The sequence below is a fragment of the Haloarchaeobius ordinarius genome (assembly GCF_051801355.1).
Taxonomy (GTDB): domain Archaea; phylum Halobacteriota; class Halobacteria; order Halobacteriales; family Natrialbaceae; genus Haloarchaeobius.
Map to the genome: position 1 here is coordinate 2,628,722 of NZ_CP196560.1, position 24,277 is coordinate 2,652,998.

Annotated in this window: 23 protein-coding genes and 1 tRNA gene; 13 read left to right on the top strand and 11 right to left on the bottom strand. The window is 63.7% G+C overall.

Features of this window, described 5'->3' with window-relative positions:
• Positions 1 to 60: 60 nt before the first annotated feature.
• Positions 61 to 1,287 (bottom strand): orc1/cdc6 family replication initiation protein, encoded by a 1,227-nt coding sequence (locus ACSC1R_RS13715; RefSeq protein ID WP_439026294.1) that lies wholly within the window; start codon positions 1,285 to 1,287, stop codon positions 61 to 63.
• A gap of 1,676 nt (positions 1,288 to 2,963) precedes the next feature.
• On the opposite strand from ACSC1R_RS13715, the gene ACSC1R_RS13720 reads away from it, so the two are divergent.
• Complete coding sequence (locus ACSC1R_RS13720) at positions 2,964 to 4,121, top strand: thiolase family protein (protein WP_439026295.1); 1,158 nt, start codon at positions 2,964 to 2,966, stop codon at positions 4,119 to 4,121.
• Positions 4,118 to 4,477, top strand: coding sequence for a nucleic acid-binding protein (locus ACSC1R_RS13725; RefSeq protein ID WP_439026296.1), 360 nt, complete (start codon positions 4,118 to 4,120; stop codon positions 4,475 to 4,477). Before ACSC1R_RS13720 ends, ACSC1R_RS13725 begins: the two co-directional genes overlap by 4 nt.
• Positions 4,478 to 4,499: 22 nt before the next feature.
• On the opposite strand, the gene ACSC1R_RS13730 is transcribed toward ACSC1R_RS13725, so the two are convergent.
• On the bottom strand, positions 4,500 to 5,228 hold the full coding sequence (locus ACSC1R_RS13730; protein ID WP_439026297.1) for an SDR family oxidoreductase: 729 nt from the start codon (positions 5,226 to 5,228) through the stop codon (positions 4,500 to 4,502).
• 229 nt (positions 5,229 to 5,457) lie between these two features.
• Complete coding sequence (locus ACSC1R_RS13735) at positions 5,458 to 6,267, bottom strand: DUF7547 family protein (RefSeq protein WP_439026298.1); 810 nt, start codon at positions 6,265 to 6,267, stop codon at positions 5,458 to 5,460.
• 310 nt (positions 6,268 to 6,577) lie between these two features.
• On the opposite strand from ACSC1R_RS13735, the gene ACSC1R_RS13740 reads away from it, so the two are divergent.
• The gene (locus ACSC1R_RS13740; RefSeq protein ID WP_439026299.1) at positions 6,578 to 7,255 is read left to right on the top strand and encodes a DUF7504 family protein; all 678 of its coding nucleotides are present in this window, start codon (positions 6,578 to 6,580) and stop codon (positions 7,253 to 7,255) included.
• 66 nt (positions 7,256 to 7,321) lie between these two features.
• Here the strand turns inward: ACSC1R_RS13740 and trxA are convergent, their stop codons facing one another.
• Positions 7,322 to 7,708, bottom strand: a complete 387-nt coding sequence (gene trxA, locus ACSC1R_RS13745) for a thioredoxin (protein ID WP_439026300.1) — start codon at positions 7,706 to 7,708, stop codon at positions 7,322 to 7,324.
• A gap of 153 nt (positions 7,709 to 7,861) precedes the next feature.
• Between trxA and ACSC1R_RS13750 the strand changes: the two genes are divergently transcribed.
• The 3 genes from ACSC1R_RS13750 (at position 7,862) to ACSC1R_RS13760 (ending at position 11,396) form a co-directional block, all read left to right on the top strand.
• Positions 7,862 to 10,090, top strand: coding sequence for a hypothetical protein (locus tag ACSC1R_RS13750; RefSeq protein ID WP_439026301.1), 2,229 nt, complete (start codon positions 7,862 to 7,864; stop codon positions 10,088 to 10,090).
• 70 nt (positions 10,091 to 10,160) lie between these two features.
• The gene (locus ACSC1R_RS13755) at positions 10,161 to 10,559 is read left to right on the top strand and encodes an acyl-CoA thioesterase (RefSeq protein ID WP_439026302.1); all 399 of its coding nucleotides are present in this window, start codon (positions 10,161 to 10,163) and stop codon (positions 10,557 to 10,559) included.
• 78 nt (positions 10,560 to 10,637) lie between these two features.
• Positions 10,638 to 11,396 carry a ribonuclease H-like domain-containing protein gene (locus tag ACSC1R_RS13760; RefSeq protein WP_439026303.1) on the top strand — a complete coding sequence of 253 codons (759 nt, stop codon included), beginning with the start codon at positions 10,638 to 10,640 and terminating at the stop codon, positions 11,394 to 11,396.
• A gap of 70 nt (positions 11,397 to 11,466) precedes the next feature.
• Here the strand turns inward: ACSC1R_RS13760 and ACSC1R_RS13765 are convergent, their stop codons facing one another.
• A complete protein-coding gene (locus ACSC1R_RS13765) occupies positions 11,467 to 11,907 on the bottom strand; it encodes a TIGR00725 family protein (RefSeq protein WP_439026304.1) in 441 nt (146 codons plus the stop codon).
• A gap of 106 nt (positions 11,908 to 12,013) precedes the next feature.
• On the opposite strand from ACSC1R_RS13765, the gene ACSC1R_RS13770 reads away from it, so the two are divergent.
• Positions 12,014 to 12,913, top strand: a complete 900-nt coding sequence (locus tag ACSC1R_RS13770) for a DUF7847 domain-containing protein (RefSeq protein WP_439026305.1) — start codon at positions 12,014 to 12,016, stop codon at positions 12,911 to 12,913.
• Positions 12,914 to 12,947: 34 nt separating this feature from the next.
• Here the strand turns inward: ACSC1R_RS13770 and ACSC1R_RS13775 are convergent, their stop codons facing one another.
• Positions 12,948 to 13,346, bottom strand: a complete 399-nt coding sequence (locus ACSC1R_RS13775; protein WP_439026306.1) for a thioredoxin family protein — start codon at positions 13,344 to 13,346, stop codon at positions 12,948 to 12,950.
• Between the two features lie 189 nt (positions 13,347 to 13,535).
• Here ACSC1R_RS13775 and ACSC1R_RS13780 point away from each other — a divergent pair, with 189 nt between their 5' ends.
• Positions 13,536 to 14,816 (top strand): M20 family metallopeptidase, encoded by a 1,281-nt coding sequence (locus tag ACSC1R_RS13780; protein WP_439026307.1) that lies wholly within the window; start codon positions 13,536 to 13,538, stop codon positions 14,814 to 14,816.
• A 145-nt stretch (positions 14,817 to 14,961) separates the two neighbouring features.
• Here the strand turns inward: ACSC1R_RS13780 and ACSC1R_RS13785 are convergent, their stop codons facing one another.
• The 4 genes from ACSC1R_RS13785 to ACSC1R_RS13800 all read right to left on the bottom strand — a co-directional run bounded on the left by ACSC1R_RS13785 (position 14,962) and on the right by ACSC1R_RS13800 (position 17,887).
• Positions 14,962 to 15,936 carry a PrsW family intramembrane metalloprotease gene (locus ACSC1R_RS13785; RefSeq protein ID WP_439026308.1) on the bottom strand — a complete coding sequence of 325 codons (975 nt, stop codon included), beginning with the start codon at positions 15,934 to 15,936 and terminating at the stop codon, positions 14,962 to 14,964.
• A 173-nt stretch (positions 15,937 to 16,109) separates the two neighbouring features.
• A tRNA-Thr gene (locus tag ACSC1R_RS13790) sits at positions 16,110 to 16,183 on the bottom strand.
• 14 nt (positions 16,184 to 16,197) lie between these two features.
• Positions 16,198 to 16,686, bottom strand: a complete 489-nt coding sequence (locus ACSC1R_RS13795; RefSeq protein WP_439026309.1) for a GNAT family N-acetyltransferase — start codon at positions 16,684 to 16,686, stop codon at positions 16,198 to 16,200.
• Positions 16,676 to 17,887 (bottom strand): phosphoglycerate kinase, encoded by a 1,212-nt coding sequence (locus ACSC1R_RS13800; protein WP_439026310.1) that lies wholly within the window; start codon positions 17,885 to 17,887, stop codon positions 16,676 to 16,678. Before ACSC1R_RS13800 ends, ACSC1R_RS13795 begins: the two co-directional genes overlap by 11 nt.
• A 222-nt stretch (positions 17,888 to 18,109) precedes the next feature.
• On the opposite strand from ACSC1R_RS13800, the gene ACSC1R_RS13805 reads away from it, so the two are divergent.
• From ACSC1R_RS13805 to ACSC1R_RS13825, 5 genes are all read left to right on the top strand, one after another.
• Positions 18,110 to 19,234: a branched-chain amino acid ABC transporter permease gene (locus ACSC1R_RS13805; RefSeq protein ID WP_439026311.1), complete on the top strand. Its 1,125-nt coding sequence runs from the start codon at positions 18,110 to 18,112 to the stop codon at positions 19,232 to 19,234.
• The gene (locus tag ACSC1R_RS13810; protein WP_439026312.1) at positions 19,231 to 20,634 is read left to right on the top strand and encodes a branched-chain amino acid ABC transporter permease; all 1,404 of its coding nucleotides are present in this window, start codon (positions 19,231 to 19,233) and stop codon (positions 20,632 to 20,634) included. The genes ACSC1R_RS13805 and ACSC1R_RS13810 overlap by 4 nt, the downstream gene beginning before the upstream one ends.
• On the top strand, positions 20,631 to 21,464 hold the full coding sequence (locus tag ACSC1R_RS13815) for an ABC transporter ATP-binding protein (RefSeq protein WP_439026313.1): 834 nt from the start codon (positions 20,631 to 20,633) through the stop codon (positions 21,462 to 21,464). The genes ACSC1R_RS13810 and ACSC1R_RS13815 overlap by 4 nt, the downstream gene beginning before the upstream one ends.
• On the top strand, positions 21,464 to 22,171 hold the full coding sequence (locus ACSC1R_RS13820) for an ABC transporter ATP-binding protein (RefSeq protein ID WP_439026314.1): 708 nt from the start codon (positions 21,464 to 21,466) through the stop codon (positions 22,169 to 22,171). Before ACSC1R_RS13815 ends, ACSC1R_RS13820 begins: the two co-directional genes overlap by 1 nt.
• Before the next feature lie 229 nt (positions 22,172 to 22,400).
• Complete coding sequence (locus ACSC1R_RS13825; RefSeq protein ID WP_439026315.1) at positions 22,401 to 22,847, top strand: HD domain-containing protein; 447 nt, start codon at positions 22,401 to 22,403, stop codon at positions 22,845 to 22,847.
• A 163-nt stretch (positions 22,848 to 23,010) separates the two neighbouring features.
• Here ACSC1R_RS13825 and ACSC1R_RS13830 read toward each other — a convergent pair whose 3' ends face one another.
• The gene (locus ACSC1R_RS13830) at positions 23,011 to 24,267 is read right to left on the bottom strand and encodes an ABC transporter substrate-binding protein (RefSeq protein ID WP_439026316.1); all 1,257 of its coding nucleotides are present in this window, start codon (positions 24,265 to 24,267) and stop codon (positions 23,011 to 23,013) included.
• Between the last annotated feature and the right edge of the window lie 10 nt (positions 24,268 to 24,277).

The following is a 24,277-nucleotide window of genomic DNA, read 5'->3' on the forward strand; positions in this document are numbered from 1 at the left end:
GTTCGAAACTTCGACGGACAATCGCCAGAAGGGCCACTCTCACCTGTCGACTGCCCCGTCTCACCGGATCCCGTTCAGGTTTGCGACCGTCCGGAGGTCCGAGAATCGCTCTTTCATGTCGAGTTCGTCCTCCAGGGCGGTGAGGGCGGACTCGAGAGGGACGTCGAGTTCGTACGAGTAGAAGTTCCCGCGCGACCCGGAGCGGTTCTCGCGCGCGGTGAGGATGCCGAGCATCCGCAGGTCCGAGAGGTGGTTGTGGACCGACCGCTGGGCGAGACTGTCGACCCCGTAGCCGTCGCAGATGTCGAGGTACCGGTTGTAGATGGCCCGTGAGCGTTCGGGTGTGTCGCCCTCGGCGGCGATGGAGACCACCGCGAGGAGAGTCAGGTGGCCGTGCTGGGTGAGCTGGCGGATGCCCTCTTCGACGCGCTCGCGCTCGAGGACGTGGCGAGCCTCCTCGACGTGGGTCTCGGTGACCGTGTCGTCGTCAGCGTTCTCGGCCTGTTCGGCTGCGAGGAGCAGGAGGTCGAGCGCCTGTCGGGCCGAGCCGCGGTCCTTCGCGGCGAGTGCGGCACACAACCTGATGACCGCGTCGTCGTAGGTCCCGTCGCGCAGGGCGATGTCCGCACGCGAGGAGAGGATGTTGTTCAGTTCCTGGGCGTTGTACGGCGGGAACTGGAGTTCTCGCTCACAGAGCGTGTCCTGCACCCGGGGGTCGAGCTGGTCGCGGAACTTGAAGTCGTTCGAGATGCCGATGATGCCGACTTTGGCCTCGGTGAGGTCGCCCTTGGAACGTGCTCGGGGGAGTTCGTACAGGAGTTCGTCGCGCTCGCCGATGGAATCTATCTCGTCGAAGATGAGGAGGATGGTCCCGCCCAGCTCGTCCAGTTCGTCGTAGAGTTTGTTGAAGACGGTCTGCTGGGGGTACCCCGTCGTCGATATCTCCGCGCCGTCGGGGCGGAGTTCGTTGACGAGTTCGACCGCGACCTGGTACGACGACGAGAGCGGTTTGCAGTTGAGGTTGATGACCGAGAGGTCGATGTCCTCGTACCCCTCGGCGTCCTCCTGCAGTAGGCTCATCAGGTACTCGGTGACGGCGGTCTTGCCGACACCTGTGTTCCCGTAGAGGAAGATGTTGTTCGGTTCCCACCCGTCGATGACCGGTTGGAGCGCGTCCATGTACGCCTCTATCTCTTCGTCACGCTCTTCGATACGGTCGGGCTGGTAGCTCTCCCGAAGGGCATCTTTGTTCGCGAAGATGGCGCGCTTGCGCTCAAACCGGCGCATAACAGTCGGGTGTCACTCCGGGTATAAAAGAACCTCCATTGCAAGTGATTCAAGTGTTTCATGTGAATTTACACGGTCGTCACTGACCGGGATGCTAGCACAACACAGGGACACACAGACACCACTTTTTCATGTGAAGCTAGAGTGAGAGAGTCTAGAGAGAAACAACACACCACCGTTTCTCGTGAAGCGACGACACGAACCGGTGGTGCCCCCAGTTGGAGGTTCTTCCCGGCGATACCGGCTCTGAGGTGAGTTCAGACGAACTCCGGGAGGATTTCAAGTGAAGGAGGCGGAAGGAACAGAGGATGTTCCATGGACGCAGTCACTGTCCCTGCTCTTGGCTGAATCCAGGGAGAACGGTTCGGGCTGTCACGTCCATCGGGTTCGACCCGGTCGGAAGTCCTGTCACAGAGGAGACTTGTCCGTCGGACTGGACTGCGAATTGGACGGATTATGTAGCCATAACACACACCACCATTGCATGTGAAATGGCCTGATTTGCGGGTCCCCAGGGTCTGTATCGCTCGCGGAACGAACTGAAATCGCCCACGTCGGGGGGTGAACTGTGAGGGCCTTTCACAACCCAATCCATCCTCACCCCTCCCCACCCCCTCGTTCGCCGTGTTTCACTTGCAATAGTGGTGTCTGTGTGTCTCCACCAGCACGCAGACTGTCGGGAACCGTTCACTTGCAACGGTGGTGGGGGTGTCCGAAGAAGCGGTGTCGTGAGCACCCTCACCCCCGAGTGGTCGCGGTTCACTTGCAACAGTGGTGTCTCTCTCCCATTCCTGTTGCCGATAGACCGACAGAGCTGGCCGTCACTTGCAACGGTGGTGGGGGTGGCAGTAGCGAGGGTAGCAACAACTGGGGTATCCGGAGTGAGGATGGGAGTCGTGCAGATGGCGGTCGTGGGTCATGACCGGCGACAGGCGGTTGACGACAGTCGACGACCGTCTCGTCGGTGTGGAAAGGCTGCTCCTGTGAGGACACCCAGACGGGACACTGTGAGAACTCCCGAGCGGGACACTGTAGGATACCCAGACAGGACACTGTGTCAGCGAGGGAACGGCACAGAATGGCTGATCGTAACCACTCCAGCGACGGCTGTGAGTCCGTCCACTGGCAGCGGGGCAGTTCACTTGCAATAGTGGTGTGTGGGTGGTAGCAGGCGGTATCGAGGCGGAAACGCTTCAGACGTTCACGTGTATCGGTGGTGGGTGGTGCGGGGTGGGTGGCACGGAAGGTGAAGCCGACTGAAGGGTGGCCTGGTGACCGTCGACGCTTCGTCTCCGATCACCTCGGTCGGTAACCGGCGAGCGCACCGTTCTCCAGTGTATCGGAGGATCGACCGTTCACTTGCAACGGTGGTGTGTGTCGGTAGCGAAGCCGCCCGATTCCGGGTAGTGAGTCTGCCCAGTTCGGGGTAGTGAGTCTGCCCAGTTCGGGGTAGTGAGTCTGCCCAGTTCGGGGTAGTGAGTCTGCCCAGTTCGGGGGAGTGAGTCTGCCCAGTTCAGGGGAGTGCAGCCTCCCTGTTCAGGGGAGCGATGTCTCCCGGTCTGAGCCCCGTTCAGGTGTGACAGAACGCGACACCTGTGACTATCATGTTCCCTCTGTCGGGGGCAGAAATCCGGGCGTGGCAAAGCACTAAATCGTAGCCCCGAGACAGACCGAACATGGAACGCGTAGCAGTCATCGGCGCGTCGATGACCCAGTTCGGGAAGCGTGACGCGTGGATACAGGAGTTGCTCGCGCAAGCGGGCGAGGAGTGCCTCGACGACGCGGGTGTCGAGCCCGACGACGTGGACCACCTCCTCGTCTCGAACATGGCCAGCGGGGAGTTCGAGGGGATGACGGGCGTCATGAACGCCCTCGCACAGGACCTCGACATGCTCGGGGCATACACACAGCGAGTGGACCAGACATCGTCCTCTGGCGGTGCCGGCATGTACGCCGCGTGGCAGTCCGTCGCCTCTGGGGCGTCCGACATGACACTGCTCGTCGGTGGGGAGAAGATGACCCACAAGACGACCGGTGAAACGACCGATATCATCGCTTCCATCACGCACCCGGTCGAGTACAAACACGGGGTCACCCTGCCGAGCTTCGCCGGCCTGACTGCGCGTCACTACCTGGAACGGTACGACGCGCCCCGCGAGTCGCTCGCGAAGGTCGCCGTGAAGAACCACAAGAACGGCGTGAAGAACCCGCACGCCCAGTTCCAGAAAGAGGTCGACCTCGACACCGTCATGGAATCGCCCATCGTCGCCGACCCGCTCCGACTGTACGACTTCTGTCCCATCACGGACGGGAGTGCTGCCCTGATGTTCTGTCCGGAGTCGGTCGCCCGTGAGTACACCGACGACTACGCCATCGTCTCGGGCGTCGCGGGCGCGACTGACACCCACGTCGTCCACCAGCGCGAGGACCCGACCGTGATGGGCGGCGTCGTCGAGAGCGGGAAGCAGGCGTTCGAGATGGCCGGGCTCACGCCTGACGACGTCGACGTGGCCGAGCTCCACGACATGTTCACCATCCTCGAGTTCCTCCAGATGGAGGGCCTGGGCTTCGCCGAACCGGGCGAAGCGTGGGAACTCGTGGAGGAGGGCTACACCCAGATGGACGGCGAACTCCCCATCAACACCTCCGGGGGCCTCAAGTCGAAGGGCCACCCGCTCGGTGCCAGTGGCGTCGCACAGGGCTACGAGATATACAAACAGGTCGTCGGCGACGCCGGCGAGCGACAGATCGACGACGCCGACGTGGCGCTGGCGTGTAACGTCGGCGGCTTCGGGAACTGCGTCATCACCACCATCATGGAGGCAGCACAATGACGATGGAAGCGACCGTTTACGAGGACGGCACGATTCAGTACCCCGGTCATCCGATCGGGCCGAACGACCAGAAGCCGGTCGACACCGTCGACCTGAGCGAGTACACCGCCGAGATCGTCACGTGGACCGTCAGCGCGGCGACGCCGGTCGGCGTCCGCGCACCGAACCCCCTCGCAATCGTCGAGTTCGACGTCGACGGCGAATCAGTCCGCGCCATCGGCCAGTTGACGACAGACGAGGTCGAGACCGGCGACACGGTCGAGCCAGTGTACGCGGACGACCTCCGCGACCCGGACGCGGGTATCCGCGAACCGGCGAGTCAGGACTGGGACGGGTACCGGTTCGAGCCGGTCTGAGCCGTCTCTGACCGTCGAGCGGTTACTTCTTTTCCTTCGCGAACGTCGGTTCCGGCACCTGCCACTCGATGTCGACCAGTCCGGTCGACCTCCCGCGTGCTCCCTCGCGACTCACGACTTCGAAGGTTCGATTCTCGCTCGCTGGCGTGAACAGCGCCGCGGCCATGAGTCTCGCCACGTCGGCGCGCGGAATCGTCCCGGAGACGGTGTCACCGCCCTCGCCGACGAGTGCGTCGCCGGTCGCTGGGCCGTTGGTCAGTCCGCCGGGGCGGAAGATGGTGTACGTCAGTCCCGACTGTCGCAGGTGGTTCTCCGACCGCTGTTTGGCATCCAACACGCGACCGAGGAGCAGCCGGAACGGGAGTGGCATCTTCGACTTCGAGTCTCCAACCCCGATGGACGACTCGTAGACGAACCGGTCGACGCCAGCCTTCACCGCGGCGTCGACGAGATTGATGACGCCGGTGCCGTCGACGAGGTCGTCACCGAGCACCATCTTCGGCCCCGGCGAACTCCCGACCGCACAGACGACCGCGTCGACGTCCTCGACGGCCATCGCGGCGTCGTCCGGGTACAGCAGGTCGCCGACGACGACCTCGTCGGCACCCTGGATGCGAAGCGTCTCGACCTTGCGGGGTGAACTGGTGAGCGCACGGACCGTGATACCTGCGTCGAGGAGCACGTCGAGAAGCTCTCGCCCGGTTCGGCCACTCGCTCCGGCGACGAGAACCGTCGTCTCTGCTGGTTGCATAGGAGAATAGAGGAGTCGCTCGGGTATCTGAGTTGTGCGGGCTTGCTAATGGTCTCGTGTGGGCCTGTCGAGGGTACCGTGCGGGCCTGTCGAGGGTCTCGTCCCCGACTGAGAAGAGTTTCGTGCCGACCAGATGAATCACGCAAGAAGCGTTCGGTACCGTCCCGTCACGCCCGGATGAGCAGACCGCCCGTGGTCACGAACTCAGTGTCGGGGGCTTCAACCGACGTCAGGGGGATTGTGGCTCCTCGTCGTCCGACTCGTCGTCCTCACGCCCGCCGGTATCCCGTGCCCCGACCGACCCGTCTCCCGATTCGTCGGCTTCTTCGCTCCCGTTCGCGCTCGCTTCGTCCTCGTCGTTTCCGTATCGCTCTTTCAGCGTCTCGAGTTCTGCGTCGACGTCTATCTCGACGGGTTCGTCGTCCTCCTCGTCGGCCGAGTCCGCCCCGGCCACGTCGCTTCCGTTACGTCCGTCGGTCCCGTCGTGCACGTCTGCGGCGTCGGTCGACCCCGATTCGCCCGAACGTGACTCGAACTCGTCCAGTGAGTGGTCTTTCCGACGCGCTGCGCCGATCTCCCGCTGTATCTCTTCGCGAAGCGACCGGGCCTCTTCGAGGATGCCGGCGGCGGTCTCGTTCTCGGGCAGTTCCGTCCCTTCGAGGACGGACTGAAGGTCGGTCAGCGCGTCACTGACCCTGCTCAGGGTCTCACGGCTCACGGACTCCGCGCGAGACCTCGCAGACCCACCGGCCTGCCGGCCACGTTCGCTGGCGCGACGGCCGCCTTCGGCGAGGCGAATCGCCCGCTGGAGTGCTTCGAGGAGTTTGATGTTGGTCTCCAGGATGGCGATGGTGGCGGGGATTGCGACTTCGTCCGCGAACTCCACGAACTCTCGCGGTGTCGGGGGGCGCGGGAGACCGAGTGGGCCGCGGGGTGGCCGAGGGCCGCGCCGGTCGAGCTCTTCACGCAACTTGCGGAGTTCTCGGGCGAGTTCGGCGGCGTCGTCGGCCAACTCGCGGTCGTCCTGGGAATCGCTCATACCCTCCCGTTCTCGCGTAGGCGACAAAAACTACACGACAGGTGGACTGGGATAGCACACGTGCGAGACTGGGAGCGGGTGAACTCGGACCGGTTCGAGACGAACCCGTTGCCGAGTCGTAGCCGGTCCGACCTGGATCGTGGCCGGTCCGACCCGAATCGAGGCCCGAACGACCGAACTAAACAGCGAAGCGACATTACTGAAAAAGCGCACGCCGTCTGAAATCGTAGTTTCGACGGCCACGACGGGTTATTATACTAAACTGCCAGCCACAATATTTATTATATACTATTTCGTCTTTTGTGAAAGAATGAGGACCGAGCACGGCGGGGGCGTTCCAGAGTCTACCGCGTTCGCCCAGACGCTGTCGGCACTCAAAGAGGACGGGAGCAGCATCCTGCTGGTCGGCCGGACCAGTTCGCAGGCGCACAAGGGGGCCTGCAAGCGGCTCATGGGGGCCGACGGTGACGAGTCCCGTCAGCGTCTCTACGTGTACACGGTCGGCAACGAGAACTGTGGCCACGGCCCGGAACAGGCTGACGGCGGTCTCACGAAGATAGTCAGTCAGGCCGACGAAGACGGTGACTCGGCCGGCCCAACGAGCGACGACGTCGAGGAAGCCGTCGTCGGCCCGGAGCTCTTGAGCACGCTCGGGACCGAGGTCATCGACGCGATTGCGGAGCTGACATCTGACGACGTCGCCCCAGCCGAGTTCCGGCTCTGTTTCGATTCGGTCACCCCGCTTCTTCGCGAGCACAAGTCCCAGAACGTCTTCCGTCTCCTCCACATGATCACCTCCAGAATCAGGCAGGAACAGGGGATGGGCCACTTCCACCTGCCACTCGACCGCGACAGCGACTACGTCAGGTTGCTCGAACCCCTGTTCGACGCGGTCGTCGAAGTTCGGCGTGCCGACGATACAGACACGCTCGAACAACGGTGGCATCTCCGGGACCGTGACGCCGATAGCGGCTGGATTCCGCTCTGAGCGGCAGTCGACCGGCCGAGTGTAACTCTCACCCCGTCTTCGTCACTCCTTCGTCTCCCCCGTCGCTCAGGCGTTCGATTCGACGAGGTCGACCAGTGTCGATTTCTGCTGGACGCCGACGAGTCGCTCGGTGAGCTCGCCCCCCACGTAGAGCAAGAGCGTCGGAACACCGCGGATACCCTCTTGCTGTGCGAGTGCCTGCAGTTCGTCGATATCGACCTTCGCGACGACGGCGGTCGTCTCTTCGGCGACCTCCGCGACGACCGGTTCGAGCATCTGGCAGGGGCCACACCAGTCCGCGTAGAAGTCGACGAGGACCACGTCGTTGTCGGCGACGAGTTCCTGCAGGTGGGCTTCGCTCTCGACGTGGACCGGTGTCGACTGCGTCGTCCCTTCGCTCGATTTCTCGGTGTCGTCCGCCTGAACGTCGTCGCGGCCGTCAGAATCGCTCATAGTCCCTCGTAGGACGAGTCGCGGTTTAATCGTTTCTCGGGGTGTCGGTGGGGCCGCACGACCGTTCGAGCGGGTCATTTATGTACGTTTCAGGGCTCGATATCGAGCGAACCACTATATGAAGAATCCTCGTACGCGTGATACGAAGTACCTATGGTCGAAGTCACGGTGGAGTTGCTGGCGAGTATCGCCGTCACCGTCCTCCTCATGTTGGTGTTTCTCGGCGTCGTCGTAGCCTGGGATATCGCCCTGGCACTACGCGACGTGGCCGAGAAGATCGATTCACTCGAGGACGACGTCGACGAGGACCTCGGAGAGGTGGACGGGACCCTCACCCGAATTCACGACCGGATGAGCGAGCTCGCCGCAGCACACCAGCAGCGGTTCGAGGGGGCCCGGAACGCACAGGCCGAGTACCAGCAGGGGGACCGGCACGGCACCGATGGGCGACAGGCTCAACCCCACGGCCGAGCGATGAACCCGCAATCCCCGTACGGGGCACCCGACGCCCCTGCACCCGGTCGACCGACGACTCACAGCGCACCGACGCCCGCCGTCGGTGTCGGTTCGCCCGGAAGGCGGCCCGTCGGGACGTCGGTCGGTCGAACCGGAAACCAGCGGTGGTCTCCGGACACCAGTATCGGGGGCTTCCAGATGACGGACCGTTCCAGAGAGCACAAGGAAGCGGATTCTCGCGGTGTCGACGCTGCCGAGGTGGCTGTCGTGTCGTCATCGGAGGACACGAGCGACCACGAGTTCGACGGAGACGACGAAGACGATGACGTGGACGCCTCCTCGCCAGACCCCGACGAGACGGGAGCGGGAGACGCGACTGGCGATGAATCGGCCGACGACGAGGCGTCAGAGGACAGCGTCGAGACCGGTGACGGCGGGGACGATGACGAAGCAGTTGGCGAGGATGGTTCGGAGTCCGGGGACTCCCCAGTAGAGCACGACCCTGCCGAGAGTGTGGACGGGGACGGCGAGGTCGTGCCGGACTCGTCAGCCGTGGCCGACGCCGACCCGGCCGATGGGACCGTCACTGACGGGGACGACCAGACTGTCACCGAGACCGAGTCCGACGGTGTGTCGCCGAACGCAGCGGAGGACGAGGAGGACACCACCGCCGACGACCAGTCGAACGAAGAACCCGACCAGTTCAACGAGAAGGCCGACCAGTTCAACGAGAAAGCCGACCAGTTCAACGAGAAGGCCGACCAGTCCAACGACGATTCAGCGTACGAGGAACTCGAGCCCGACCGCTCGGCAGCCCAGGCGGTCCAGAACTTCGGTCACGACGCACAGACGAACCGCGGGTTCTCGCCCATGCGGACCAGCGACCCGGGCCCCGGAAGCGACGACGGGTCGGCGGCCGAGGAGACCGGAGGCGACCCGGACGACGGACAGGACGAGGATACCGAGTCTACCCACGCAGCACCAGCGACGAGGGACGCATCCGCGAACGTGGGACGTTTCGCCGACGAGACTCTGGCCGAGGACGAGGAACCGTGGTATCAGACGGCCCTCGACCGGGACGGTGTTGCCACGGACCAGCCGGAGCCGACCATCGAACGGGAGCCTGCCGGCGATGGTCCACAGGTGGACGAGTCGACGCCCGACGATGCCCGGACGTCCTCCGACGGTGGCACCCTGGCCGCCACCGCAGCACCCGCCGACACCGCTGCTGAGGTCGACGCGGTCGAGGCCGCCGCGGCGAGTGTGCTGTCGGCCCTCGACGACGAAGCGGTGGAGCCAGACACCCCCGATGCCTCGGCCAGTGATGACGAGGTGCTGGAAACGTCCGACGCGGTGGATACTGCCGGTGAGATTGCCGACGGTGAGCTGGACGACGAGGAGCTAGATGGGGAGCTGGACGACGACGACGGGGCAGGCGACGACGGGGCAGGCGACGACGGGGCAGGCGACGACGGGGCAGGCGACGACGGTGAGCAGGGCATCGCCGACCTCGTCAACCAGGAGCTGAACTCGCTGACCCAGCAGGTCGGTGGGACCAGCCTCGCGCCAGATGTCAGTGAGATGAGCCTGCGACAGGCGACGACCGAACTCGACGACACCAGCTACGACTTCCCGCTCTCAGGCCAGTCGTTCGACGTCACGGCTACGGCGGAACAGGAGGTCGCGACCTTGCGGTTCACCCCCGTCGAGGAACTGGACCTGAGCGGCGCACGGGAACGGCTCCTTCGGTACCAGCTTCGGAACTACCTCGACGACGCGGAGACGAGCCACGCGGAGGTGCTGGTCGACGGTGCCGACCTGGTACTCGAGATTCCCGGTGCGACCGCCGAAACGCTCGACACGTGGGTCGATGCGATGATACAGATCGTCGACCGGACCCTGTATCTGACCGCCGGCGACGACTGAGTCTCTTTTCGAACCCCGTGTACGAGGCCGGTTCCGAAAGGCCGAGGTACCCTGCCGGCCGAGAGCCGGTATGCGCGAGGACCCCTTCATCGTCGATATCGACCTGCGGTACAACGACGTGGACCTGCTCGGCCACGTGAACAACGCGGTATACGTGAGTTATCTCGAAGAGGCACGGGTCGAATACCTCCCCGAAGTACTCGGCGACACCGACGCGCTTGACGGCGTCATCGCCAACCTGGAGATCGACTATCATCGGCCGATAACACTCGAAGACGACGTCTCGGTCGCCATCGCTATCACCGACGTCGGTAACTCGACGCTCCACTTCGAGTACGAGGTTCGCGCGTCTGGCGAGGTCGCAGCGACTGCGACGACGGTCCAGGTCGCCTACGACGCCGAGGCAGGGGAACCGCGTGCGCTCCCCGAGGAGTGGAAACAGCGGGTTCGAGAATTCGAAGGGCTCTGAAGCCCCGGAACACTCTGGCCCGCCCGCCCTGAACGAACGGAACGACAGGTTTTCGGGTGCCCGTTGCGAGGTTCGGCTGTGCGCATCGAGAACAGTTTCATCCCGGTGCGGGGTGTGGGTGAACAGACGGAGCGAAAGCTGTGGCGGTCGGGAGTGACCCACTGGGACGACTTCGACGGGTCGGTCGTCGGCCCGACCACGGCAGACCGAATCGAGGCGTTCATCCAGGAGGCAAAGGACCGCCTCGACGACGGAGACACGCACTTTTTCGGTGAGGTGTTCCCAAACCAGGAGCGCTGGCGGCTCTACGAGAACTTCCGTGACCGGACCTGCTTTTTCGACATCGAGACCACGGGGCTGTCGAAAGAACGTGACACGGTGACGACCGTCTCTTTCCACACGGGTGGAGAGACGACCACGCTCGTCCAGGGCGACGACCTCACCGCCGAGACTATCGACGAGCAGTTCGCCGACGCAGCGCTGATGGCGACGTTCAACGGGGCCCGGTTCGACGTTCCCTTCCTCGAGACCTCGTTCGACGTGGACCTCGACCTGCCCCACATCGACCTCATGTACCCGTGCAAACGCATCGGGCTCGACGGCGGATTGAAAGCCATCGAGAAGGACGTCGGTATCGCCCGTGAGGGGCCGGACATCTCCGGACGCGACGCGGTCAGACTCTGGCGGGAGTACGAACGCGGGAGTCAGGACGCACTCGACACGCTCGTCGAGTACAACCGCGACGACACCCGGAACCTGCAGACGCTGATGGACGTCGTCGCAGACTCCCTCCACGCAGAAGTGTTCGAGGCCGAGCAACACGAGACCGAGCAGTAGCGCGACCGAAGACAGGGGCGTATGGAACGGGTAGGATGCCGGGAGGCCAACGCAGTGAGAGCGACTCCGGCTACCGGTTCGATTCCACGTATTCGACGGCTTCTTCTGCGGTCTCGACCTGTTCTACGCCCGCCACGTCGTGTGTGCGCAGGCCGACGATGGGCCGGTCGTACACCTTTGAGAGGGCGATTTCAGAGAGGGTGCCCCACTCACCGTCGATGGCGATGACGGCGTCACCGTTCATCGTGACGAGCGTGTTCCGGGCGTGTCCCATGCCGGTCGCGATGGGGATGTCGATGTACGCGTTCGCCCCGTCGTAGTTCTCGCCGGGGAGGATGCCGATGGTCGTGCCGCCGCCGTTGTTGGCGCCTTCCGCCACGGCACGCATCACACCGGTCAGGCCACCGCAGATGACGGTGTGGTCCCGTTTCCCGAGGAGGTAGCCGACCTCCTCGGCGATGTCGTACGATTCGTCGGAGACGGAACTCCCACCGATGACGCTTACTCGCATACTCGAGACGGTGACGTGAACGGTTACGACTGTTTCGGAACACGTCGACGTGACACCGATGCCGAACTATCGCTAGGTTTATCTGTTTTCTTTCAAACTCCTGGGCATGGGTGCGATATCGGCGGCGAAACACGCCGGCCAGTCACTCGTCCGGAACCCCGTCATCTTCGTCGGGACGCTGGGTCTCGCCCTCGTGCAGGCACCACGACAGGTACTCCAGTACAGTGGACTCGATATCGCGGCGTCGATGTACGTGCTCGCGATGACGCTCGTCTCACCGTTCGTTCTGGGTGGCGTCTTCTCGATGGCACACGAAGGGGTAGACGGCAGTACCTCGCTGGACACGTTCGTCGAGGGCGCGAAAGAGAACTACCTCACGCTCCTTCTCTCGACGCTCTTGCTTTCGGCCATCTTCGTCGCCGTCGTCATCGCCGGCCTCTTCGCGGTGCTCGTGCTCGGCGTGTTCGTGGTCGGTCTGGGCGCCGCAGCAGGCGGTGCAGGTCCCGTCGGAGTCGGCGTCTTCGGCGTGGCTTTCCTCGTGTTCGTCCTCGCCATCGTCGCACTCTCCATGCTGTTGCAGTTCTACGCGCCCGCCATCGTCGTCGACGACGCCGGCATCGGTGAGTCGTTCGAACGGAGCTACCGGTTCGCGACGGACAACCTCGCCAGCGTCGTCGGCTTCAGCATCGTCAAGGGTGTCCCGGGACTGTTCGCCGGAAGTGCGGTCGGTGTGTTTCTGTTCCTCCGGTACGCCCAGCGCGTGAGTGGTGAGAGCTTCGTTTCGGCTTCGGCCGCGACCGACTACGCGTTCGCGGTCAGTTCTGTCTACGCCGGGATGCCGGTCGAGACGTTCGTGCCCCTCGCGCTCGCCAGCGTCGCCTCGACCGTCCTCATCGGCGCGTTCACCCAGACGTACCTGGTGACGTACTACGTCGAACAGTCGAGCGACGGGCAGCGCGGAGCCCACGAATACGAAGAAGCGTTCGACTACCAGTCTGGCTACTGATGGGGGAGATGCCGTTTCGAGTACCGTCCGTCTCTCACGCGACGGCTTCGACGGCCGCGACGAGTTCGCTCTTGTCCTTCAGGCCGACGAGCCGCTGGACGGGTTCACCGTCTTTGAAGACGAGCATGTTGGGGATGCTCTGGACGCCGAACTTGCCGGCGAGTTGTTGCTGTTCGTCTACGTTGACCTTGAGAACCGCAGCGTCGGTCTCCGCGGCGACCTCGCCGATGAACTCCCCGAGTGCGATACACGGGCCACACCAGTCTGCGTAGAAGTCGACGAGTGCGACGTCGTACTTCGCGACGAGCTCCTCGAAGTGTCCCGGTCCGTCGACCTGCACCGGTTCGTCGGGGGTCTCGGCGCTCGCTTCGTCAGTCAGGAGTTCCTCACGCTTGGCCTCGCGAATCTCATCGAGTTCGTCCGTGTTCGACATTACGTACTGGGATACGAGGGGGGAGTACAAAACGGTTTTGGAGATTATGGACAATACTACACAACCGATTTCTGAATATGGCCCAAAAATACTGTTTTCACACAACTGGTTGTGCCTGATTTGGGCAATACTTTTGCGCCCGCCGGTCGTCTCTCCGCATATGGTTCGACGACACAAGGGTGGTGTGGCATGACAGCACACGCCGATGCGGACGCCACCGACGCAAACGCCGCCGACGTGGTCGAGATAGCGACCGACCAGGAGCGACTGGTCGCCCGGACGCTCGACCTGCTCTCATACGAGACACAGAATCCCCCGGGCGAGACCGCGACACTGGTCGACCACCTCGCGGACTTCTTCGACGGCCTCGGCTATCGAACCGAGCGGGTCGTCGCCGACCCTGCGAAACCGAACCTGCTCGCCACCCTCCCCGGCGCGACCGACACGACGCTGTGTTACATGGGCCACGTCGATACGGTCCCCTACGACCGAGACGACTGGACCCGTGACCCCCTTGGCGAGTACGACGAGGGCGACGGGCGAATTTACGGGCGTGGCGCGACAGACATGAAGGGCCCACTGGCGGCCATGCTGGAGACGGCCAGCGCATTCGCGGAGGCCGACGGTGACCCACCGGTTTCGCTTTGCTTCGCAGTCGTCAGCGACGAGGAGACGGGTGGGCACGCCGGCGTCCGCGCCATGGTCGAACGGGACGCCATCGCCGCCGACGGCTGTGTCATCGGTGAGACCACCTGTGAGAACGGCCGCCACTCCGTCACGGTCGCGGACAAAGGCAGCATCTGGCTCACGCTCGACGGGACCGGCGAGTCCGCCCACGGGTCCCGCCCGATGTTCGGCACCAACGCCATCGACCGGCTGTACAGCGCCATCACCGACCTGCGAAGCTATCTCTGTACGGTTACCTTCGAGACGGACCCCGCCGTCGCCGACGTGGTCGAGGAATCCGTCGAGTACTACGCGCCCAGCCTCGGCGCCGACACCGCCGCGAACCTGTTTTCCCACCCGACCTGCAACCTCGGCACCATCGAGGGTGGCGAAGCCATCAACACGGTCCCCGAGCACGCCCGGGCCGAACTCGACGTGCGACTTTCACCCGGTGTCGATACCACCGCCGTCATCGAGACGATTCGAGAGCGACTCGACCATCACGAGGGTGTCGTCGTCGCCGAGTGCGACTGGAGCGTCGGCAGCTTTACGCCCACGACCGACCCACTCGTCCCGGCCGTGGTCGAGACTGCGGCCGACGTGACCGGCGAGCGCGTGTTCCGACGCTCGGCGACCGGTGGCGGGGACGCGAAGAAGCTCCGGAACGCGGGCATCCCGACCCTGGAGTTCGCCCTCGGAACCGACACGGTCCACGGGATCGACGAGTTCACCACGGTCGAAGCGCTGCAGGCGAACGCGGAGATATACGTCCGGGCGGCGTACGCGTTCGGGGCGCGTGTCTAGTTCTCGGCGTCCGTCCCCAGACTCCGGTCGCTGTCCCCACGGAACGTCTCCCAGAGGAACCGACCGCAGTCACCTGCGAGCGCCCAGACGTCGCCGCTTCGTGTGCCGACCAACACGGTACCGTCGACGCGGTCCTCGAGCCTCGTCAGGCACTGTTCGTGTTCTCGACCGTGCTCCGAAGCGCCTCGTGATACGCGTCCTGATACCGCGAGAGCTTCCGGAAGAGCACTGCAAGGAGAATCCCGTCGTACACCAGGACGAACCCGAGGAAGACGGGAAGCCCGAACGGGATAACTTCGGGAAGGTACGACACCAGCGTGTTGTACAGCCCGTGGACGAGGGCGGCGATGAGCAGCCCCTTGACCACGATGGGGCCCCGGTTCTCGGGGTTGAACTTCGCCAGCCCGAGGTAGTACCCGGCGAACGCCGAGTAGATGACGTGCCCCGGTCCCGCGAGTAATCGGACGCTCGCGATGCCGATCGTCGACGGAACGACGTTCACCCCGACCTGGGCGACCTCCAGATACACCCGAGTGATGTATATGGCGTTCTCGATGGTCGCGAACCCGAGGCCGGCGACTGCCCCGTAGATGGCCCCGTCGATGACCGCGTGAAACTCGTCGCTCCGGTAGGCGTACAATCTAATGGCGAGCCACTTGACCAGTTCCTCGACCGGCCCAACCACGAGGAAGAAGTACAGTGCGAGTCCGACGACCGGGACGAGTCCGAAGAGCCCACTGAACGCCGTGTTGACGACCGCCGCGAAGCCGGCAAACAACACCGCGAGGACGAACGTCATCACGAGCGAGCCGAGTGACTGCCGCAGCGTCGGGTCGCCGTACCAGATGTAGCCAACGAGCAGCGCCGCCGGAACGACCGAAAGTAGTGTCAGTCCACCGAGAAGCGGATTTCGGACGACGGCGAATCCCGTGAGGGCGAACTGTGCGACGATGACGAGAATCGCCGCGAAGACCAGCAGTAGCCGGGAACTCGCCGTCAGCACTCCGGTGAGTCGAACCGAGGCGGTGTCGAGCACCGTGCGCTCGTCCCACGTCGCGATGTCGTAGAGGTCGTGACTGTGGCCGATGACGCGTTCGATTGGGTCCTGTCCGTGTGGCATAGAGTTGCATTCGACGACAACTTTCAAAAGGTTGTGTGAGCGGTCGAATTTCTCCGATAGTCACACCGATTCCGGAACCGGGGAGATTCAGACCACAGCCGCCCCGCGGACGCTACACTCTCCGGTTCGAATTCACTGTCGGGTTCTCGTCTTCACTCCCGGTCAGGCAGAAGAGCCAGGGGTGGGATTCGAACCCACGAAGTCTCGATTACAAGTCGAGTGCATGAACCGCCCATGCTCCCCTGGCGCGCTTTCCGTACGTCAGTCGTGGCCCTTCGGGTTAGTATCACTTTCGACTCCGACTCGCTTTTCGAGGACGACCCGATGTTCGTGATACCCCGCTCGCTCGTAGAATTGGCGAGCCTCGGCGTTCCTGGCCATCACTTCGAGCTGGATGGCGTCGGCGCCCCGCTCGCGGAGGGTCTCTTCCGCCGCTTCGAGCAACGCGGTGCCACGGCCTGCTCCTCGGTATTCGGGTGCGACGTAGATGTTGTGGACGACGCCGCGGGTCACGTCGACGGTGAGGTCGGTGTCGCGGCGCTCGAACATGACGAAGCCGACGATGCGGTCGTCGACGCGGTCCACCAGCACGTCGCCGTCGACGATGTGGTGTGCGAAGTGCTGTGAGAGGAGGTCGCGGTTCTCGTCGGGGAGGATGGCGCTGCCGTGGGGCCGTTGCTCGTATGCGAGGGCGACCCACTGGTCGGCGAGGGTGTCGAGGTCTGCGAGCGTCGCCGGTTCAATCGGCATGTGCGTTCCGGAGGGCTTCGACGGCGGGGAGGTCACCGTCCGTGAGCATCCGGAGGCACGCACCGCCGCCGGTCGAGAAGTGTCCGAAGCCGTCTTCGAGGCCGAACTTTCGGATGGCCGCGGCGGTGTCACCGCCACCGACGATGCTCTCTGGCACGCCCGCAGCGGCCGCGTAGAGTTCGCGGGTTCCGGTTTCGAACTGTGGCTCTTCGAAAACGCCGGCCGGCCCGTTGAGGATGACCGTCTCGGCGTCGGCGAGGATGGACCGGTACACCTTGAGCGTCTCTTCGCCGATGTCCATGGCGGCTTCACCTTTTCGACCGGGTAGCGCGTTCATCCCGATTTCGCGCCGGTCACCGTCACGTTCGACGGCGACGTCCTGCGGGAAGCGGATTCGGTCGCCGTGAGCGTCGAGCAGGTCGCTGGCGCGGTCGATCTCGTCCCAGTAGCCCTGGTCCATGATGAACTCCATGCTGGCGTCGCCCAGATCGACCCCGTCGGCGGCCAGGAAGACGTTACCGACCACACCGGCCGTGAGGACGGTGTCGGCGAGGTCGTTCTCCAGCACCGACCAGGCGACGTCGATGGAGTCGGGTACCTTGGCTCCACCAAGGACGTAGACGCGCGGGCGACCGGTGGATTCGATATCACCGAGGACTGAGAGTTCTCGTTCCATCACGCGACCGGCGTAGCTCGGGAGGCGTTCCGGGAAGCCGACGAGCGACGGCTGTGAGCGGTGTGCAGCCGCGAACGCGTCGTTGACGTAGGCGTCGAGAACGGGGACGAGACCCTCGACGAGGTGGGTCTGGCTCGCGGTTACAGGGTCGAACTCCATGTACTCCTCGGCGTAGAAACGCGTGTTCTCGAGGACCACGGCCTCTCCCGAGGCGAGGGCGTTCACGGCGTCGCGAGCGGCCGTCGAGAAGGTCGCGTCGACGTACGAGACGGGGTAATCGAGCATCTCGTCGAGGCGCTCGGCGTGTGCCGAGAGCGTCTCGAAGTCGTCGCCGCCAGGACGGCCCTGGTGGGCGAGGATGGCCAGACGGGCACCGCGCTCAAGGAGCTCAGATAGCGTCTCCTCGTGTGCCTGCAACCGAGCGTCGTCGGCGAGGCCACCGTCTGACAGCGGACTGTTGATGTCGACCCGTACCCCGACCCGACGGTCGGCGACCGTGAGGTCATCGAGGGTCCCTACCGGCATGTTTCGGGATGTGCGGGGGCCAGTGAAAGAGTTTTCTTTGTCGCCCGAAGCCGCGACTCTATTTATGGTTCGTACTAACATTTGCCACACAGGTCGGAACCAGCAATATCGCCCGACTGCGGCGACTCTGAGGTCAGGCGTGTCGTCCTACGAATCGATAGACGGCGGTGGGAAAGTTTAATAGCTACTGGGAGAGCCTCTTTAGCGTGTTGAGGGGTATCAATGACCGAGTCTAACTCAAACGTAACCCGCGGGTGGCGTTTCATCGCCGACCGTCCGGCAGCCATGATTGCGCTGCTGTTCGGGGTCCTCCTGTTCGTGGACCTGGTGATGAAGCTCGTCACCGCGGGTGACGACGTGACCATCGCGCTGTTCCTGACGTTCGTCTGGCAGGGCATCGTGATCGGGCTGGTGTACGGCCTCGCCGGCATCGGCCTCTCCATGACGTACAGTATCTTGAACTTCGCCAACTTCGCACACGGTGACTACATCACGAGTGGGGCGTTCGGTGGGTGGGCCGCGACGTTCGTCGTCGCGGGCCTCGGCAGTCACGCCTTCGGCGACCTCGTCCTCGTGGGTGCGAACCGGATTCCCGGGACGCAAATCGGCATCGACATCGTCCAGACGCCGCTCGCGATTCTCGTCGGGCTGGTGTTCGCCGGCCTGCTGACGGTCGCGCTGGCGCTGGTCATCGACCGGGTCGTCTACAAGCCGATGCGTGGGCAGGAAGGAATCGCACTACTCATCGCGAGCGTGGGTGTGGCGTTCGCGCTCCGCAACCTGCTCCTGTTCGTCTTCGGTGAGGCCAACCTCTCCGTGGCGAGCAACACGCCGGGTAAGATCGCCGTCGCCGTTCCCGGTGGCACCATCAACGCGAACTACCACGAAATCGTCCTCGTGGTGGCCGCAGTCATCCTCATGCTCATCGTCCACTACCTGCTCCAGAGCACGAAGCTCGGGAAGGCGATGCGTGCGATGTCCGACAACGAGGACCTCGCCCGTGTCACCGGTATCCCGACCGAGCGGGTCGTCAAGTTCACCTGGATTATCGGTGCGGCACTGGCCGGGATGGCCGGGTTCTTGCTCACGCTCGAATCCACGACGCTCGTGTACACCCGCGGCTGGACGCTGCTCCTGTTCATCTTCGCCGCGGTCATCCTCGGTGGCATCGGCTCGACGTACGGGGCCATCTTCGGCGGCCTCATCATCGGCCTGACCGAGAAGATGTCGCTCATCTGGCTGGGCGCGGAACTGAGTGACCTCTCTCGGGCGGCCGCGTTCGTCCTGATGATCCTGATCCTGCTGTACCGGCCGCAGGGTCTGTTCTCGGGGAGGTCGACCGCATGAGCGACGACAATACGCATCCCGACTCGATGACGACGGAGGAAGCTGCACAGGCCGAAGAGAACCGCGAAGCTGGCAACATCTTCGACAAGCACTTCGACTCCGACCTGATGATGGTCGTGACGACGGTGCTGTCGCTGTACGCCATCTTCCTCGTCTTCGGTATCGTGCTCGGGAACGACATCAACGGCCACTTCAACGCGCTCCAGCAGCTCACGTTCCTCATCGCGGTGTACGTGATGCTCTCGCTGGCGCTCAACCTCCACTGGGGGTATACTGGCCTGTTCAACATCGGTATCGCGGGCTTCATGGCCGTCGGGGCGTACACGTTCGCCATCGCGACGGCGTCACCGAACCCCGCGAACGCGTCCGACATCCCCGGTCTCGGGCTCCCGTTCTTCGTCGGTATCGTCCTCGCCGTGGTCGTCTCGGGTATCGTCGGCTTCATCGCCGCGCTCCCGGCGCTACGACTGCGTGCTGACTACCTCGCCATCGTGACCATCGCGCTGTCCGAGATTATCCGGTTCGGCCTGAAATCCAAGGCACTCTCGCAGTTCACCATCTTCGGTGCGAAGATGGGGACCGGTGGTGCCGGGGGTATCAGCGTGGACAAACCACCGTCCAGGGTGCTCATCACAGACGGCATCGGCGCGATTCCGGGTCTTGGCGCACTGGTAGACGCTTTCATCTCGGTCGGGACGTCCATCGGCGTCAACCGGTCCGTCATGGTCTCGTGGCTGTACACCGGCTTCCTCATCCTCGTCGTGGTCGGCTTCTACTGGCTGCTCGTCCGCATCGGCTTCTCGCCGTTCGGTCGCGTGCTGAAGGCCATCCGCGAGGACGAGGACGTGGCGAACGCACTCGGGAAGGACACGCGCAACTTCAAGATAAAGGCGTTCGTCGTCGGCTGTGCCCTCATGGGCCTCGTCGGCATCCTCTGGTGGGCCAACGCCGGCTTCATCAACACGGAGCCGTTCAAGCCGAAGACGACGTTCTTCATCTGGATCGCGCTCATCATCGGTGGCTCCGGGTCGACGACCGGCTCGGTCATGGGCGGCGTCCTGTTCATCGGGACGCTCTATCAGGGGCCCATCACCTTCGTCGGCATCGCCAAGGAGGCGTTCGGTATCCAGGGCAGTGGCCCCGGGACCATCGTCGACGCCTTCGCACTCGTCCTGCAGGGACAGATAATGCCCCTCTTCGAGTACATCATGGCGAACATCGAGCCGTTGCGTCTGGTCCTGATGGGGGCGGTCCTCATCTGGTTCATGCAGAACAAACCCGACGGGTTGCTCGGGGACCGCAAGGAGCTGGCGACCTCGCTGGACCCACGGAGCGTCACCCGCCCGCCGAGCGGTGTCGCCACCACGGACGGTGGCGTCGAAGAAGGTGATGACGAATGAGCAAGTCCGACACGAAGCCCGACCAGAAGAGTCTGGGCCTCGACAAGGACGTCGGTGACGACTTCGCGGACCTGCCGCTTCGCATCGACGGCCTGCAGAAGTCCTTCGGTGGCATCAACGCGGTCAACGGGGCCACGTTCGACGTCGAGAAGGGAACGCTGACCGGCCTCATCGGACCGAACGGTGCCGGGAAGTCGACCACGTTCAACCTCATCACGGGGTTCATCAAACCCGACGCCGGGACGGTCACGTTCAACGGTGAGGACGTCACGGGCGTCGCGCCGCACGAACTCGCAGACCGCGGTCTGGTCCGGACGTTCCAGATCGCCCGTGAACTCTCGGACATGACCGTCCTCGAGAACATGATGCTCGGGCCACAACACCAGTACGGTGAGACGTTGTGGCGGTCCGTCTTCCGTCGCAGCGAGACCATGCAGAACGAACAGGACGTGCTCGAACGCGCGTGGGAGATGCTCGACTTCTTCGAGATCGAACACCTCGCCAACGAGTACGCGGGCAACCTCTCCGGTGGCCAGCGAAAACTGCTGGAGATGGCGCGTGCCCTCATGACCGACCCGGATATGCTCCTGCTGGACGAGCCGTTCGCCGGGGTCAACCCCTCCCTCGAGAACCGGCTGTTGACGCACATCCACGAGTTGCGTGAACAGGGCTACACGTTCCTGCTCGTCGAACACGACATGGACCTCATCATGGAGAACTGTAAGCGCGTCATCGTGCTCCACCAGGGGCGCGTGCTCGCCGACGGCACGCCGGACGAGATTCGCTCGAACGAGCAGGTCATCGAGGCCTACCTCGGAGGTGACGTCTGATGTCGAACCTGCTGAACGTCGCTGGGCTCGACGCAGGGTACGGTGACCTCCAGATTCTCACGGACGTGGACATGTTCGTCGAAGACGGCGAGTACGTCACTATCGTCGGCCCGAACGGGGCCGGCAAGTCGACCGTGATGAAGTCCGTCTTCGGGCTCACCACGTACATGGGCGGCACCATCGACTTCGCAGGTGAGGACATCTCCGGGCTGAACCCCGAGGAGATCATCCACCACGGACTCGGCTACGTCCCCCAGAACGACAACGTGTTCGCGAACCTCACCGTCGAGGAGAACCTCGAGATGGGTGCGTACATCCTCGACGAGGTGCCACAGGACGCGATGCGAGCGGTGTACGACCGCTTCCCCATCCTCGAAGAGCGCAAGGAACAGAAGGCAGGGACGATGTCCGGTGGCCAGCAGCAGATGCTGGCGATGGGTCGGGCGCTGATGCTCGAACCGGACCTGCTCATGCTCGACGAGCCATCCGCGGGTCTCGCACCCGACCTCGTCGACGACATGTTCGACCGCATCGACGACATCAACGACGCCGGCACGGCCATCCTCATGGTCGAGCAGAACGCCAAGGAGGCGCTGCGCCGGTGTGACCGTGGCTACGTCCTCGTCCAGGGCCAGAACCGCTACATGGACGACGGCGACGTGCTGCTGAACGACGACGACGTCCGCCAGCAGTTCCTCGGCGGCTGAGGCCGGTCGGTCTGCATTCGCGGTTTCTTTGTGTTCAGTGATTCGGAGTGAACCTGGACGTCGTGTCGCTCGATGGATGCGTTTCGGGCAGTTCGTTTCGAACAGAACGAAATTGTGTCTCCGTCCTGTGCCCATCGGTATGAGAGACCTCGAAGAAGACGAAGAGATCGAGCGAGCGATTCGATACCTGGTGAATTCGTTCGAGTCCTCGTGAGACAACCCGAAACCAGTGATACTCCACAGTACACGAGTGGGGATGGACCTCTACGACAGAGGATACGAGACGCCCATCGTCATCGCTGGCTTCCTCCACGACCTGGTGGAGGATACTGCTGTGACCGTCGAGGAGATCCGTGCGACGTTCGGAGCCGACGTTGCAGATATCGTGGCCGCCACCAGTTTCGACGAGACCATCGACGACTATCTCGAGAGACACTACGACATCTATCGACGATGTTTCGAACTGGGAAGAAGTGCGGTAGCCGTCAAGGCCGCCGATATCCTGGACAACAGTGAGTACTACGGTCTGGCGGACTCGGAGGAACTGCAGCAGAATCAGGTCGAAAAGATGGAATATTTCATCGACGAAGCTGGCCCGTATATCGGGGACGAGAGCCTGTACCGGGAACTTCAGGACAGGTTTCCTCTCGTGAAGGAACGAGTGCAGACGCGCTGAACCGCGATTGTCGAGGTACACGACAGCTCACGTCGAGGGTACCTCGTCGATGTGTCGAGTGAGACAGCCAACTGCAAGCTTCGAGCGGGTATCGACGGTGCCCGCCGTGAGGTCGCGTTGTCACTAGCGACGTAGCACCGCGAAAAAATCGTGGAACGTTTGCTCAGGCGCTGAAGTTGACCGTGTCGGTGACTTCGATGCCGGAGTCCGAGTCGGGTGCGAACTTCCAGACGGAGTAGGTCACGGCCTTCATGTCGCCGTTGTCGTCGTAGTCGACGGCGCTGGATGCGCCGGCGTAGTTCACGTCGTCGCCGTCCATCGCGGCCTGGACACCCTCCGCGAGGTTGCTCGCGGTGACCTCCATGCCGCCGGGGTTGGCGACCTTCTGCATGTTGTCGCGGACGACCGAACCGGTGTTCTCGCCGCCTGCCGCGTTCGCGAGGATGAGCGTCGCGGACGCGTCGTAGGCGTGTGCGTTGAAGATACCGGGTGCGCGGCCGTACTCCTCCTCGTAGATACTGGCGAAGGCGTCTGCGGCCGGACCGGACGGCTGCGGTGCCGTCCCGGTGACGTTCTCCATCGGGTTCCCGATCTTCTGCTGCATGGCGGGGTCCTGGAGGCCGTCCGTCACGAGGATCTGGGTCCCGCCGTCGCCGCTGAAGTCAGCGTAGTAGTCCTTGAACAGCTGGACACCGGACGCCGGGTAGCCGATGACGACCAGGAGGTCCGGGCTGTTCGTGAGTGCCTGCCGGAGCTTCGAGCTGTAGGAGGACTGCTCCTTCTCGAAGGCGACCTGCTTCTGGACCGTGCCGCCGTTGCTCTTGAAGGCGTCCGCGAAGGACTGCGAGAGCAACTGACCGTAGTCGTTGTTGACGTACATCGTCGCGGCCGTGGACGCGCCGACGGAGTCGGCACCGACCTGTGCCATGACCTTGCCCTGCAGTGCGTCACTCGGTGCCGTCCGGAAGACGTAGCCGTTGTCGTCGAGGTCCGTGACGCTCGGCGAGGTGGACGACGGCGAGCAGCCGACGACCTCGTTCGGGATGAACACCTGGTTCGACACCTGGATGTTCACACCGGAGGACGCGGGACCACAGATACCCGGGTAGCCAGCGTTCACGAGTGTGTTCGCCGCGTTGATACCGGTCTGTGGAGACGTCGCGGTGTCCTCGACCTGGAAGTCGATGGTCGTCTCGAAGTCGTCGTTGTTGTTCAGCTGCTTGCCGGGGAGGGTCGCCCCGTCACGAATCGGTCGACCGACCGAAGACAGGTCGCCCGTGACCGGCATCAGCACACCATACTTGATTTCACGGCTTCCGCCGCCACCGCCGCCGAGGCCACCGATACAACCTGCGAGTCCCGCCATCCCAGCGAGACCGGCGCCCTTCAGCACATCCCGTCGTTGGATATTCCGTGCCATGGTAGCGGTG

Bases quoted from the DNA above. Each gene is read 5' to 3' on its own strand.
- ACSC1R_RS13715 (WP_439026294.1), bottom strand. From the start codon at position 1,287: ATGCGCCGGTTTGAGCGCAAGCGCGCCATCTTCGCGAACAAAGATGCC.
- ACSC1R_RS13720 (WP_439026295.1), top strand. From the start codon at position 2,964: ATGGAACGCGTAGCAGTCATCGGCGCGTCGATGACCCAGTTCGGGAAG.
- ACSC1R_RS13725 (WP_439026296.1), top strand. From the start codon at position 4,118: ATGACGATGGAAGCGACCGTTTACGAGGACGGCACGATTCAGTACCCC.
- ACSC1R_RS13730 (WP_439026297.1), bottom strand. From the start codon at position 5,228: ATGCAACCAGCAGAGACGACGGTTCTCGTCGCCGGAGCGAGTGGCCGA.
- ACSC1R_RS13735 (WP_439026298.1), bottom strand. From the start codon at position 6,267: ATGAGCGATTCCCAGGACGACCGCGAGTTGGCCGACGACGCCGCCGAA.
- ACSC1R_RS13740 (WP_439026299.1), top strand. From the start codon at position 6,578: ATGAGGACCGAGCACGGCGGGGGCGTTCCAGAGTCTACCGCGTTCGCC.
- trxA (WP_439026300.1), bottom strand. From the start codon at position 7,708: ATGAGCGATTCTGACGGCCGCGACGACGTTCAGGCGGACGACACCGAG.
- ACSC1R_RS13750 (WP_439026301.1), top strand. From the start codon at position 7,862: ATGGTCGAAGTCACGGTGGAGTTGCTGGCGAGTATCGCCGTCACCGTC.
- ACSC1R_RS13755 (WP_439026302.1), top strand. From the start codon at position 10,161: ATGCGCGAGGACCCCTTCATCGTCGATATCGACCTGCGGTACAACGAC.
- ACSC1R_RS13765 (WP_439026304.1), bottom strand. From the start codon at position 11,907: ATGCGAGTAAGCGTCATCGGTGGGAGTTCCGTCTCCGACGAATCGTAC.
- ACSC1R_RS13770 (WP_439026305.1), top strand. From the start codon at position 12,014: ATGGGTGCGATATCGGCGGCGAAACACGCCGGCCAGTCACTCGTCCGG.
- ACSC1R_RS13775 (WP_439026306.1), bottom strand. From the start codon at position 13,346: ATGTCGAACACGGACGAACTCGATGAGATTCGCGAGGCCAAGCGTGAG.
- ACSC1R_RS13780 (WP_439026307.1), top strand. From the start codon at position 13,536: ATGACAGCACACGCCGATGCGGACGCCACCGACGCAAACGCCGCCGAC.
- ACSC1R_RS13785 (WP_439026308.1), bottom strand. From the start codon at position 15,936: ATGCCACACGGACAGGACCCAATCGAACGCGTCATCGGCCACAGTCAC.
- ACSC1R_RS13795 (WP_439026309.1), bottom strand. From the start codon at position 16,686: ATGCCGATTGAACCGGCGACGCTCGCAGACCTCGACACCCTCGCCGAC.
- ACSC1R_RS13800 (WP_439026310.1), bottom strand. From the start codon at position 17,887: ATGCCGGTAGGGACCCTCGATGACCTCACGGTCGCCGACCGTCGGGTC.
- ACSC1R_RS13805 (WP_439026311.1), top strand. From the start codon at position 18,110: ATGACCGAGTCTAACTCAAACGTAACCCGCGGGTGGCGTTTCATCGCC.
- ACSC1R_RS13810 (WP_439026312.1), top strand. From the start codon at position 19,231: ATGAGCGACGACAATACGCATCCCGACTCGATGACGACGGAGGAAGCT.
- ACSC1R_RS13815 (WP_439026313.1), top strand. From the start codon at position 20,631: ATGAGCAAGTCCGACACGAAGCCCGACCAGAAGAGTCTGGGCCTCGAC.
- ACSC1R_RS13820 (WP_439026314.1), top strand. From the start codon at position 21,464: ATGTCGAACCTGCTGAACGTCGCTGGGCTCGACGCAGGGTACGGTGAC.
- ACSC1R_RS13830 (WP_439026316.1), bottom strand. From the start codon at position 24,267: ATGGCACGGAATATCCAACGACGGGATGTGCTGAAGGGCGCCGGTCTC.